Origin of the sequence: Streptomyces sp. ISL-1 (assembly GCF_018614585.1) — a bacterium.
GTDB classification, from domain to species: Bacteria; Actinomycetota; Actinomycetes; order Streptomycetales; family Streptomycetaceae; genus Streptomyces; species Streptomyces maoxianensis.
In genome coordinates this window covers 1-12327 of sequence record NZ_JAGGOI010000017.1, presented here as the reverse complement: position 1 = coordinate 12327, position 12327 = coordinate 1, and the positions used below count along the sequence as shown (strand labels likewise).

General features: G+C 70.1%; 11 protein-coding genes and 1 pseudogene. 10 read left to right on the top strand and 2 right to left on the bottom strand.

Annotated features, from left to right (window positions below; all coding sequences use genetic code 11):
- Positions 1 to 12: 12 nt before the first annotated feature.
- Positions 13 to 441, bottom strand: coding sequence for a metallopeptidase family protein (locus J7E87_RS14025; RefSeq protein ID WP_215093868.1), 429 nt, complete (start codon positions 439 to 441; stop codon positions 13 to 15).
- Positions 442 to 715: 274 nt separating this feature from the next.
- On the opposite strand from J7E87_RS14025, the gene J7E87_RS14020 reads away from it, so the two are divergent.
- The 9 genes and pseudogenes from J7E87_RS14020 to J7E87_RS13980 all read left to right on the top strand — a co-directional run bounded on the left by J7E87_RS14020 (position 716) and on the right by J7E87_RS13980 (position 9797).
- Positions 716 to 1144: a DUF3499 domain-containing protein gene (locus J7E87_RS14020; RefSeq protein WP_215093674.1), complete on the top strand. Its 429-nt coding sequence runs from the start codon at positions 716 to 718 to the stop codon at positions 1142 to 1144.
- A 113-nt stretch (positions 1145 to 1257) separates the two neighbouring features.
- A pseudogene (locus J7E87_RS14015) lies at positions 1258 to 1637 on the top strand (L-lactate permease); the annotation flags it as partial.
- 122 nt (positions 1638 to 1759) lie between these two features.
- Positions 1760 to 3124: a phosphomannomutase/phosphoglucomutase gene (locus tag J7E87_RS14010; RefSeq protein ID WP_215093672.1), complete on the top strand. Its 1365-nt coding sequence runs from the start codon at positions 1760 to 1762 to the stop codon at positions 3122 to 3124.
- 491 nt (positions 3125 to 3615) lie between these two features.
- A complete protein-coding gene (locus tag J7E87_RS14005) occupies positions 3616 to 3798 on the top strand; it encodes a Trm112 family protein (protein ID WP_215093670.1) in 183 nt (60 codons plus the stop codon).
- A gap of 34 nt (positions 3799 to 3832) precedes the next feature.
- Entirely contained in the window at positions 3833 to 4969 is a 1137-nt protein-coding gene (locus tag J7E87_RS14000) for an SIS domain-containing protein (protein WP_215093668.1), read from the top strand.
- A 53-nt stretch (positions 4970 to 5022) separates the two neighbouring features.
- The gene (gene manA, locus J7E87_RS13995) at positions 5023 to 6198 is read left to right on the top strand and encodes a mannose-6-phosphate isomerase, class I (protein ID WP_215093666.1); all 1176 of its coding nucleotides are present in this window, start codon (positions 5023 to 5025) and stop codon (positions 6196 to 6198) included.
- Positions 6199 to 6310: 112 nt separating this feature from the next.
- Complete coding sequence (locus J7E87_RS13990) at positions 6311 to 7288, top strand: cation diffusion facilitator family transporter (RefSeq protein ID WP_215093664.1); 978 nt, start codon at positions 6311 to 6313, stop codon at positions 7286 to 7288.
- 284 nt (positions 7289 to 7572) lie between these two features.
- Positions 7573 to 9030, top strand: coding sequence for an adenosylhomocysteinase (gene ahcY, locus J7E87_RS13985; protein ID WP_215093662.1), 1458 nt, complete (start codon positions 7573 to 7575; stop codon positions 9028 to 9030).
- A 152-nt stretch (positions 9031 to 9182) separates the two neighbouring features.
- The gene (locus J7E87_RS13980) at positions 9183 to 9797 is read left to right on the top strand and encodes a hypothetical protein (protein WP_215093660.1); all 615 of its coding nucleotides are present in this window, start codon (positions 9183 to 9185) and stop codon (positions 9795 to 9797) included.
- Between the two features lie 18 nt (positions 9798 to 9815).
- Here the strand turns inward: J7E87_RS13980 and J7E87_RS13975 are convergent, their stop codons facing one another.
- The gene (locus tag J7E87_RS13975) at positions 9816 to 10829 is read right to left on the bottom strand and encodes an RDD family protein (RefSeq protein ID WP_215093658.1); all 1014 of its coding nucleotides are present in this window, start codon (positions 10827 to 10829) and stop codon (positions 9816 to 9818) included.
- Between the two features lie 146 nt (positions 10830 to 10975).
- On the opposite strand from J7E87_RS13975, the gene J7E87_RS13970 reads away from it, so the two are divergent.
- The gene (locus tag J7E87_RS13970; protein ID WP_215093656.1) at positions 10976 to 11983 is read left to right on the top strand and encodes a stage II sporulation protein M; all 1008 of its coding nucleotides are present in this window, start codon (positions 10976 to 10978) and stop codon (positions 11981 to 11983) included.
- Positions 11984 to 12327: the final 344 nt, after the last annotated feature.

Here is a 12327-nt window from a genome sequence, read left to right as displayed (position 1 = left end):
ATCTGTCAGTCGTTAGTCCTGCCCGTACCGCGGATCCACCGACTCCGGCGCCAGCCCCAGCAGCTCCGCCACCTGCTCCACGACCACCTCGTGCACCAGCAGCGCCCGCTCGTCGCGATTCTTCGTGCGGATCTCGACGGGCCGCCGGTAGACCACGATCCGGGCGGGCTGTTCCTTCTGTGCGGGAACCGAGCTGCCCAGCGGCACCGAACCTTCCGGCGCGCCCGGCACGTCCAGTACCAGGAAGTCCACGTCGGCCAGCTGCGGCCAGCGCCGTTCCAGCCGCTCCACGGAGTCCTGCACGAGGTCCCGGAAGGACTCGGCCCGGCTCGCGGCGAGGGGTACCTGGGGCGGGGCGACGGGCCCGCGCATGCCGCGGCCGTGGCGGTCGCGACGGCGCGGCCGAGGCTCGGTCGGGCGGGGGGGTACGGGACTGTCCATCACTGACGCAGGGTAGCTCTCCCCGGCGCGCCGCGATCGAGTGCGCGCGCCGGGCAGGACGCTTGTCGCTAATTGAACATTCCGGCCAAGCTTGAGCCCGATTGCGTATCTCCCCGCGATCGCCGGTCCCGCCGTGATTGACCTCATTTACGTCAAGTCATGACCGGATCACGGGCGGTCGCCGACCGTACGCTTCTCTTTCCGTGCAGGTCAGGCTAGTTGCTGCGGGAGTCGCTATGGCCGACGTCACGGCACGACACGGTGGAGTGACCTGGTGGAGAGTCGTCGCAGCCCGCTCAAGAGTGCGGTACCGTCCAACGTCGTGAGCCCTGTACGTCGCTGTTCGCGCACCGCGTGCGGCCGCCCTGCCGTCGCGACACTGACGTACGTCTATGCCGACTCGACTGCGGTCCTCGGCCCGCTCGCCACCTATGCCGAGCCCCATTGCTACGACCTGTGCGCCGAGCACAGCGAGCGCCTGACCGCCCCGCGCGGCTGGGAGGTCGTCCGGCTCACCGACGGCTCCGCCCCGGCCCTGCCCAGCGGTGACGATCTCGAGGCGCTCGCCAATGCCGTACGGGAAGCGGCCCGCCCTCAGGGGCGTGTGGCAGAGGCCGGTGTGCAGAACGGACGGCGGACGGCGGACCCCAGAGAGGTCGCGCGCCGCGGCCATCTGCGAGTGCTGCGTTCCCCGGACTCCTGAGCCCTACCGAGCCCCTCGCACCACCTGGGCGCCATCGCTCACTCATTGAATCCCGTACTTGATTCCTGTACGGACCATTGAGCTCCGCTTGTCGCGGACACGACCATTCTCTGCTGCTCGCCCTCGTCGTACCGCTCGTACCTCTCGTACCGCTCGTACCGGTCTGGGTCGTCGACTGCGGCGCGGTCTGCGCGAGACCTGGGTGCCCGCCCTGGTCTGCGGATTCGCCTTCGCGGCAGCCCAGTTCGCGGCGGCCGACCAGGTCTCGGCGCAACTGGCCGACATCGGGGCGGCGTTGGAGGGCACGGCGGCGCTGGTCGCGGTGCCGGGTGCGCGCCAGCCGGCCGCGGAGCCGGTGCGGGCGGCGGTGCTCACCGGCGCACGGAGCGAGGACCTGGATCGCGAGGACCCGAGGCGCGAAGTGGTGCGCGCCCACGCTCCGTACGCACCCACCGTCGCGATCTTCTCCGTCGCCCGGATACCGCCGCTCAAGCGACTGCCGACGCAGGCGGCCCCCGGGTCTTCGCCCAGCCCACGGCCGCGCCGGGTTGGATGGGTCCCCTAGTTTGTGCGGGTACTTTGAGGTGACCGCAGAGACTCCAGAAGGGTTGGCCCGTGACTGCTGATCTGTCGCAGATCGTGAAGGCGTACGACGTCCGCGGGGTGGTGCCGGATCAGTGGGACGAGGCACTGGCCGAACTGTTCGGCGCGGCCTTCGTCCAGGTGACGGGCGCGGACGCGATTGTCGTCGGCCATGACATGCGGCCGTCGTCGCCCGGTCTTTCGGGGGCGTTCGCGCGCGGGGCCACGGCCCGCGGCGCCGACGTGACCCTGATCGGGCTTTGCTCGACGGACCAGCTGTACTTCGCGTCGGGGAAGTTCGACCTGCCGGGCGCGATGTTCACCGCGTCGCACAACCCGGCGCAGTACAACGGCATCAAGATGTGCCGGGCCGGCGCGGCGCCGGTGGGCCAGGACACTGGCCTGGCGGACATCCGCGCGCTGGTCGAGTCCTGGTCCGAGCAGGGCGCCCCGGAGCCCGCGGCCGAGCGGGGCACGGTAACGGAGCGGGACACGCTCACCGACTACGCGGCGCATCTGCTGTCGCTGGTGGACCTGTCGTCGATGCGTCCGCTGAAGGTGGTCGTTGACGCCGGCAACGGGATGGGCGGCCACACGGTTCCGACGGTTTTCGAACCCCTTCCCGTCACCCTCGTACCGATGTACTTCGAGCTGGACGGCACCTTCCCCAACCACGAGGCGAACCCGCTGGACCCGGCGAACATCGTCGACCTGCAGGCCCGCGTGCTGTCCGAGGGCGCGGACCTGGGCATCGCGTTCGACGGCGACGCGGACCGCTGCTTCGTCGTGGACGAGCGGGGCCAGGGCATCTCGCCGTCGGCGATCACGGCGTTGGTCGCGGCGCGCGAACTGGCGAAGCACCCCGGCGGGACGGTGATCCACAACCTGATCACCTCCTGGTCGGTCCCCGAGGTGGTCCGTGAGAACGGCGGGGTCCCGGTCCGTACGCGGGTCGGCCACTCCTTCATCAAGCAGGAGATGGCCCGCACGGGCGCGATCTTCGGCGGCGAGCACTCGGCGCACTACTACTTCCGCGACTTCTGGAACGCGGACACGGGCATGCTGGCGGCCCTGCACGTCCTGGTGGCGCTCGGCGGCCAGGACGGCACGCTGTCCGAGCTGGTCGCGCAGTACGACCGGTATGCGGGCTCGGGCGAGATCAACTCCACGGTAGACGACCAGTCGGCGCGTACGGCGGCGGTGAAGGCGGCGTACGTCTCCCGTAAGGACGTCACGATCGACGAGCTGGACGGCCTGACCGTGTCGACAGAGGACTGGTGGTTCAATCTCCGCCCCTCGAACACGGAACCGCTGCTGCGCCTGAACGTCGAGGCGCGGGACGAGCAGACGATGGCAAAGATGCGGGACGAGGCGCTGGGACTGATCCGGGGGGCGTGACGCCTGGATGGATGGCGAGGGGCGCGGCGGCGCGCACGGGGAACGGCCCTCCCTGTGCGCTCGGGGGCGGGTACGGGGATCAGCTCCCCTGCGCTGGTGCGGGTACGGGGACCGGTCCTCCGTCGCTCGGAGGGGGTACCGGAACAAGCCCCCGTGTGCTCGGGCGGTACGGGGAGTCAGTCCCGTGCGCTGCGGCGGGTAGGGGAACAGCTCCCGTGCGTGGCCGGGCGGCAGGGGGATCAGCCCCGTGCCCCCGGGCGGATACGGGGATCAGCCCCGTGCCCTCGGGCGGATTACGGGTACCAGCCCCCCGTGCCCTCGGGCGGATTACGGGTACCAGCCCCCCGTGCCCTCGGGCGGGTACCGGAACAAGCCCCCCATACCCCCAGAACGCGCCGCACCCCGCCCCCCAGCGGTACGCTGACGTCGCTCAATCCGGATCACCGCGACCGCATGCCCGACATGCGGCATGCCCGAAGGGACACCCACACATGCCGCTCGAAGCCGGCCTCCTGGAGATCCTCGCCTGCCCGGCCTGCCACGCCCCCCTCAGCGACCGCACGGCAGCCGACACCCCCGAGCTGGTCTGCACCGGCAAGGACTGCGGCCTGGCCTACCCGGTACGCGACGAGATCCCCGTCCTCCTCGTCGACGAGGCACGCCGCCCCGCCTGACCATCAACCGCTCGGTGATCGGAGGCCCACCCCCATGCTCGACGAGTCGCTCCTCGACGCCCCGGAAGCCCTGGCCCGCGCCGATCGCCGAGGACTGCTCCGAGGCGCCGCAGAGGCCGGGGCGCGCGTACGCACCGCCGTCCGCCACGCCGCCGAGGCCGGTCTCGCCGAGCTCACCTCCGAGGGCCGCCCCCGTGCCGTCCTCCTGGCGGGCTCCGGCACCGCCGCGACCGGCGTCGCCGACCTCATCGGCGCCCTCGCCGGAGCCTCCGCCCCCGTCACCCGGCTCCACCCCACCGGCGTAGCCCCCGCAGCCGGCGCCCTGCGCTGGTCGCTTCCCGGCTGGGCGGGCTCCGTGGACCTTCTTCTCGTCGCGACCACCGACGGCAGCGAACCCGGCCTCGCTCTCCTCGCCGAGCAGGCGTACCGCCGCGGTTGCAGCGTCGTCGCCGTCGCTCCCGAGCGCTCGCCGCTTTCCGAGGCCGTCGACGGCACACACGGCCTCGTGGTCCCCATGGCCACCGCCCCGCACGAGACGTACGAGGAGATCCAGACCGCGAGCCCCGGCGAGCTGTGGGCCCTGTTCACCCCTCTCCTCGTCCTCCTGGACCGCGTCGGCCTGCTCGAAGCACCCCCGGAGACCCTCGCCAAGGTCGCCGACCGCCTCGACCACACAGCCGAACGGTGCGGCCCGGCCATCGCGACGTACAGCAACCCGGCCAAGACGCTCGCCGCCGAACTCGCCGACAGCCTTCCGCTCATCTGGACAGAGGGCGCGGGCGCCGCCCCGGCAGGCCGTCGTTTCGCCGCCGTACTGGCAGAGCTGGCCGGCCGGCCCGCCCTCGCCGCCGAGCTCCCCGAGGCGCTCCCCGCACATGGCGTGCTGCTCGCCGGTGACTTCGCGGGCGGCGCCGACCCGGAGGACTTCTTCCGCGACCGTGTCGAGGAGCAGCAGGCGCTGCGGGCCCGTGTCGTGCTGCTCCGCGACCGCCCCACCGGCGGACTGAGCGCCGCGCCCGCCGCCCGCGAACTGGCGCTCAGCCACGACACCGCGATCAGCGAGCTCGAACCGGAGGAGGGCACCGATCTCGAGTCGATCGCCGAACTCCTCGCCGTCACCGACTTCGCCGCCGTCTACCTGGCCCTGGCGGCCGCCCACACCCCCACGTAAAGCCACCTCCCGCAAGACGCCTCTCGTACGCAACAGGAAGAACCGGGAAGATCATGGATCGCCTCTCCAACACCGTGCGCCCCTACGCCTGGGGCTCCACGACCGCCATCCCGGAACTGCTCGGCATAGCCCCCACCGGCGAGCCCCAGGCCGAGATGTGGATGGGCGCCCACCCGGGAGCGCCCTCCCGCGCCACCCGCGAGGCCGCCGAGCAGTCGCTCTCCGAGCTGATCGCCGCCGACCCGGTAGGCGAACTCGGCCCCGCGGCCGTCGAGAAGTTCGGCCCTCGCCTCCCCTTCCTCCTGAAGATCCTGGCGGCCGGCGCCCCCCTGTCCCTCCAGGTCCACCCGAACCTCGCGCAGGCGAAGGAGGGTTACGCGGCCGAGGAGAGCGCGGGCGTCCCGATCGACGCCCCGCACCGCAACTACAAGGACGCCAACCACAAGCCCGAACTGATCAGCGCGCTCACGCCCTTCGACGGCCTGTGCGGATTCCGTACGCCCCTCGAAGCCGCCGATCTCCTCGCCGGACTCGACGTGGACTCCCTCAAGCCGTACGTCGACCTCCTGCACGCCCACCCGGAGGAGGCCGCGCTGCGCGAGGTCCTGACCGCGGTGCTGACCGCCGACCCCGACGAGATGGCGGCCACCGTCGCGGAGGCCGCGGCCGCCGCGGAACGGCTCGGCGGCGCTTACACGCCGTACGCCTCGATCGCGCACCACTATCCCGGCGACCCGGGCGTCATCGCCGCCATGCTGCTCAACTACGTCCAACTCCAGCCCGGCGAGGCCCTGTTCCTTGGAGCGGGCGTCCCGCACGCCTACCTCAACGGCCTCGGCGTGGAGATCATGGCCAACTCCGACAACGTGCTGCGCTGCGGACTGACCCCCAAGCATGTGGACGTCCCGGAACTGCTGCGTATCGTCCGCTTCGAGGCGAGTGACCCCGGCATCCTGCGCCCCGAGGCCTCACCGTCGGACGAGGAGGTCTACGACACCCCGATCGACGAATTCCGTCTCTCGCGTTACGTCCTCGCGCCGGACGCGGAGCCTCGCGACCTCACCGCGCCCACCCCGCAGATCCTGCTCTGCACGGCGGGCGGCGTGACGGTCGGCGATCTGACGCTCACCCCGGGCGAATCGGCGTTCGTCCCAGCTGGGGACAAGACGGAGATCTCGGGCACCGGCGGCGGCGCCGGTACGGTCTTCCGCGCCACTGTGGTGGCCTGACGCGGCGCCTCCTTCAGGGGCTGCAACCAGAGGCTGCAACAATGGCGCACCGTAAAGACCGGGCAAAGCCCGGGCGGCGACCGACGAAGGCACGAAGGGACATCCGGCATACATGAGCGCGTCAGGCGGAACCAGGGCGATCGTGGCGGCACTCGCCGCCAACCTCGCAATCGCGGTAGCGAAGTTCGTTGCGTTCCTGTTCAGCGGCTCGTCGTCGATGCTCGCTGAGAGCGTCCACTCGGTCGCGGACTCCGGCAACCAGGGCCTGCTGCTCCTCGGCGGCAAGAAGGCCAAGCGCGAGGCGACCCCGCAGCACCCCTTCGGCTACGGCCGTGAGCGCTACATCTACGCCTTCCTTGTCTCCATCGTGCTCTTTTCCGTCGGCGGCATGTTCGCGATCTACGAGGGCTACGAGAAGATCAAGCACCCGCACGAGATCACGGCCTGGTACTGGCCGGTCGGAGTCCTCGTCTTCGCGATCATTGCCGAGTCGTTCTCCTTCCGTACGGCGATCAAGGAGTCGAACGAGACGCGCGGCGAGCGGTCGTGGACGGAGTTCGTGCGCCGCGCCAAGGCCCCCGAGCTGCCGGTCGTTCTCCTCGAGGACCTCGGCGCGCTCGTCGGTCTGGTCCTGGCGCTCGGTGGCGTCAGCCTGGCCCTGGCCACTGGCAACGGCGTGTGGGACGGCATCGGCACCCTCTGCATCGGCGTCCTGCTCATCGTGATCGCGCTCGTCCTGGCGGCCGAGACGAAGTCGCTGCTGCTGGGCGAGGCCGCGGGTATCGAGGACATCGAGAAGATCAAGGCAGCGGTGGTGGACGGTGACACGGTCCCCGGCATCATCCACATGCGTACGCTCCACCTCGGCCCGGAGGAACTTCTGGTCGCGGCCAAGGTCGCCGTCCGGCACGACGACACGGCAGCGGAGGTCGCGGCCGCGATCAACGCGGCGGAGGAGCGCATCCGCGCCGCCGTCCCGATCGCCCGCGTGATCTACCTGGAGCCGGACATCTACAGCGAGTGGGCGGCATCGGCGGGCGCCAATCCGGCGAAGTCCCCGGGCGGCCCGGGCCCGGACACAGCCCACTGAGCTGCGTAAAGTCCCGCCGGCCCGGACTGCCACGGCCGGCGGGCCCCGGATGTGGCCGGAACCCGGCGGTGGGCGGGCTGGGGTCCACTGCGCCGATCGGTGTAGATTCGTGACGAGAGTCAGACGTCGCTGCTGATGGCGGTCGGGCGGTCCCAGTGCGGACCGGCCGAGGGAGAGAGGGCCTCCGACGGACTGCACTGCGAGGGCCCGGGCATTGCTATGCCCATGGCCGTCGCAGAGCCAGCCGTACCCACCCTCGACCCACACCACGAGGAGCAGCTCGCATGACGACTGTCGCCACCGGCCAGGATTTCAAGGTCGCAGACCTCTCCCTCGCCGCCTTCGGCCGCAAGGAGATCACTCTCGCCGAGCATGAGATGCCCGGCCTGATGTCGATCCGTAAGGAGTACGCCGCCGCGCGGCCGCTGGCCGGTGCGCGTATCACCGGCTCGCTGCACATGACCGTGCAGACCGCCGTGCTGATCGAGACGCTGGTCGCCCTGGGCGCCGAGGTGCGCTGGGCCTCCTGCAACATCTTCTCCACCCAGGACCACGCGGCCGCTGCGGTCGCGGTCGGCCCGAACGGCACCCCTGAGGCGCCGCAGGGTGTGCCCGTCTTCGCCTGGAAGGGCGAGACGCTGGATGAGTACTGGTGGTGCACGGAGCAGGCGCTGACCTGGCCGAACACCCCCACCGGCGGCCCGAACATGATCCTGGACGACGGCGGCGACGCCACGCTCCTGGTGCACAAGGGCGTGGAGTTCGAGAAGGCCGGCGCGGCCCCGGACCCGTCCACGGCGGACAGCGAGGAGTACAGCAACGTCCTGCGTGTGCTGAACCGCACGCTCACCGAGGCCCCGCAGAAGTGGACGCAGCTCGCGTCCGAGATCCGCGGCGTCACGGAGGAGACCACCACCGGTGTGCACCGTCTGTACGAGATGCAGCGGGACGGCATCCTCCTCTTCCCCGCGATCAACGTGAACGACGCGGTGACGAAGTCGAAGTTCGACAACAAGTACGGCTGCCGCCACTCACTGATCGACGGCATCAACCGCGCCACCGACGTACTGATCGGCGGCAAGGTCGCTGTCGTCTTCGGTTACGGCGATGTGGGCAAGGGCTGCGCGGAGTCCCTGCGCGGCCAGGGCGCTCGCGTGGTCATCACCGAGATCGACCCGATCTGCGCACTGCAGGCGGCGATGGACGGCTACCAGGTCACCACCCTGGACCAGGTGGTGGAGACGGCCGACATCTTCGTCACCACGACCGGCAACAAGGACATCATCATGGCCGCGGACATGGCCAAGATGAAGCACCAGGCGATCGTCGGGAACATCGGTCACTTCGACAACGAGATCGACATGGCCGGCCTGGCCCAGATCCCCGGCATCGTCAAGGACGAGGTCAAGCCGCAGGTCCACACCTGGAAGTTCCCGGACGGGAAGGTGCTGATCCTGCTGTCGGAGGGTCGTCTGCTGAACCTGGGCAACGCGACCGGTCACCCCTCGTTCGTGATGTCCAACTCCTTTGCGGACCAGACGCTGGCCCAGATCGAGCTGTTCACCAAGCCCGAGGAGTACCCGACCGACGTGTACGTGCTGCCCAAGCACCTGGACGAGAAGGTCGCCCGTCTCCACCTGGACGCGCTCGGCGTGAAGCTGACCACGCTCCGCCCCGAGCAGGCCGACTACATCGGCGTCCCGGTCGAGGGCCCGTACAAGTCCGACCACTACCGCTACTGATCGGCTACTGACACACCTTCAGCAGCAGGTACCAGCGGTACCAGGCAGGCCCCCGCACCCCCGTGCCGGGGGCCTGCCCCGTACCGCCCCCGACCGGCCCCGGCTCCGGTTCCACGTCCAGAGCCTCACCGCACAAGGACACCTACGCCCCCATGCCCCGCGGCCGCTATTCGCTCCACGATCCGCACGATCACACCCCCGTCGGTGAAGAACACTTCCAGTGCGCCCCCGGCCCGTCCGGCTGGCGTTACGTCTCCCAGATCACCGCCCCCTCCGGCGACCACGCCGGCTCCGTCGACCTCACCCTCGACGAACTCGGCCGTCCCATCCGTCTCGAACTCCACGCCGCGAGCTGGCAGGTCCGCGGCGCCGCCCTCGAAGGCGTCACCTGGGTCCGTACCGACCCCACCGGCACTCATGCCACCGAAGGCAATGTCCGCGCCCACGCCTTCACCGGCACATCCCCCGCATTCCTCGTCGCGACGGCACGTCTCCTGCGCCTCACCCCCGGTTCCCCCGCGACCCGCGTCCGCCTCGTCGCCTTCACGGATCCTGTCCTCGCCCCCCGCACTGTCGACCAGTCCTGGGCCCTGGTGAAGAGTGAAGCGCATGCCACTGACAATGGCCTTCTGACAGTGGACGAATACCAGGTCAGCGCCCTGGACACGGGCGAGCAGCACATCGTTCACATCGCCGGGGACGTGGTCCTCGCGGCCCCCGGCATCGAGCTCGAAGACCTTGAGACCCCGCCCTCGGTCTTCCCCTGACTTCTCCCGGCGACCGACCTAGGCAGGCGGCGCGAATCCGGCGGTGGAAGGTGCGCCGGCCACGGCCTCGGAGGCGGACCTCGACACCGGCTCAGTCCCTGCTGCCGCCCCCAACGGCACGTCCGCTCCACGAGCCCCGACGGCCCCTGCGGCCTCAACCGCATCGGTGACCACCGGCCCCGCCGCACCGGGGCGCGCGTTCACCGGGGCTGTGTCCACCGGTCCCGTAGCACCAGTACCAGCACCAGTGCCTGCGGCACCCGGCCCCCCGGCAGCCCTCGCCCCCGCTCCGAAGGCCCGGCGGGCGTCACGTGCCTGCCGTTCATTCACCACGGCCGCCAAATACGCGGCCGGCGGCACGCCCTCGGGTGCGGGAGCCCCCGTGCACGCTGCCAGATCACCGGCCAGCCGCCCCGCCATGGACCAGCTCACCGCCGGGTCCAGCTGCTTCATCCGCGTCAGGTACTGACGTATCGCAAGCCACAGATCGTCCGGCACCCCCGACAGATCCAGCTGGGCGAACCGGCCGACGAGCCACGGCGGCGGAGGCGGCACTGCCGTCCCGCGCGAGGCCGGCACCCGTTCCCGCACCACCAGCGTCCCCGCGAACACATCACCTATCCGCCGCCCCCGCGCCGACACCAGCGAAGCGATACATGCAATGACCCCGAAGGACATCAGGATCTCCACCACGCCCATCGCCCCACGCACCAGCGCGTGCCGGAACCGGATCGGCCCACCGTCGTCCCGCACCACCCGCAGCCCACAGGCGAGCTTCCCGAGCGAGCGCCCATGGCTGAGCGTCTCCACGGCTATCGGCGCCCCCACCAGGACCAGCAGAAATGTCGCGATCGACACCGCCATGACCGCCGCCTCGTCCAGCGAGGCAGTCGCCATCGCGAGCCCGACCGATACCAGGAGATACGCCGTCCACACGACCACGAGATCGATCACGAGGGCGAGCGCCCGGCTCGGCAGTTTCGCCGACTGCAGCCCCAGTACGACCGCGTCCCCCGTCACAAGTGCGTTCACCGCTGCCCGCCCCTTTCAGTAGATCTGCACTGCCCCCTGGCTGTTCAGTCTGCCAAGCTGGCCCGCAGCGCGCCGCAGTAGTGCAGGAGTGCGGTAGTGCAGTAGTACGGACCGTACTCACCCAGTGCCTGGAGCAGCAGCCGACCATGGACCTCGATGTCTTCGTGACCGCCCACCGCGCCGAGTGGGACCGCCTGGACCACCTCCTGCACCGGGGACGCAACCTCACCGGCGCCGAGGCCGACGAACTCGTCGCCCTCTACCAGCGCACAGCCACACACCTGTCCCTCATCCAGTCCAGCGCCCCCGACCCGATGCTCACGGGCAGGCTCACCCAGCTCGTGGCCCGGGCCCGCTCCACGGTCACCGGCACCCGCCGTGCCACCTGGCGCGACGCGGTCCGCTTCCTCACCGCCGGTTTCCCCGCGGCCGTCTACCGGTCCCGCCAGTGGTGGATACCCACCGCGGTCCTCTCAACGGTCCTCGCCGCGGTCATCGGCTGGTGGATCGGCGTACACCCCGAGGTCCAGTCGGCGATCGCCGCCCCCGACGAACTCCGGCAGCTCACCCGCCCCGGCGGGGAGTACGAGACGTACTACTCCAGCCACCCCGCGGCCTCCTTCGCCGCCCAGGTCTGGACGAACAACGCCCAGGCCGCCGCCATGTGCCTGACTCTGGGCGCGTTCCTCTGCCTCCCGGTGGTCTGGATTCTCTTCGTCAACGTGCTGAACCTCGGCGTCGGCATCGGCCTGATGTCGTCGGCGGGTCGACTCGACACCTTCCTTGGCCTTGTCCTCCCGCACGGCCTGCTCGAACTGACCGCGGTCTTCGTAGCCGCCGGCACCGGCCTCCGTCTCGGCTGGACGGTCATCGACCCGGGCCCTCAATCCCGCCGTACGGCTCTCGCTCAACAGGGCCGCGCCGCGATCGGTATGGCCATCGGCCTGGCCCTTGTCCTCTTCGTATCGGGCGTGATCGAAGGCTTCGTCACCCCCTCCGGCCTGCCGACCTGGGCGCGCATCACCATCGGCATCGTCGCTGAGCTGGCCTTTCTGGCGTACGTCTACATCCTGGGCGGCCGAGCAGCCCGAATGGGCGACACGGGTGACGTCGAGGCGAGAGACCGCAGCGCCGAGCTCCCGGCCGCTGCCTGATGTGCGTCTGACCGCTCTGACCTGCTAGTCTCCTCTTCGCCCCAGGAGACCCGTTGACACGGGAGGAGTGGGGAGGTAGATTCAAACGGTTGCCTCGGACTGGACAAGTGCGAGTGTGACCGTTAGTGTCTCTCTCGCTCTCGACGGGAATGTGATTTCCGCGGAGCCTCTCGATTGATAATCCGGATCACGAAGGTCGATTAGGTCGACCGAAATGATTCTGATAAAGTCGGGTCAGCCGAAAGGCACACAGGCCACTCCAACGGCCACTGGATTCGAATTCCTCACCGGAAACGGAATGGAAAAAGAGTCTGGTAGGGTTGGAAACGCAAGACCGAAGGGAA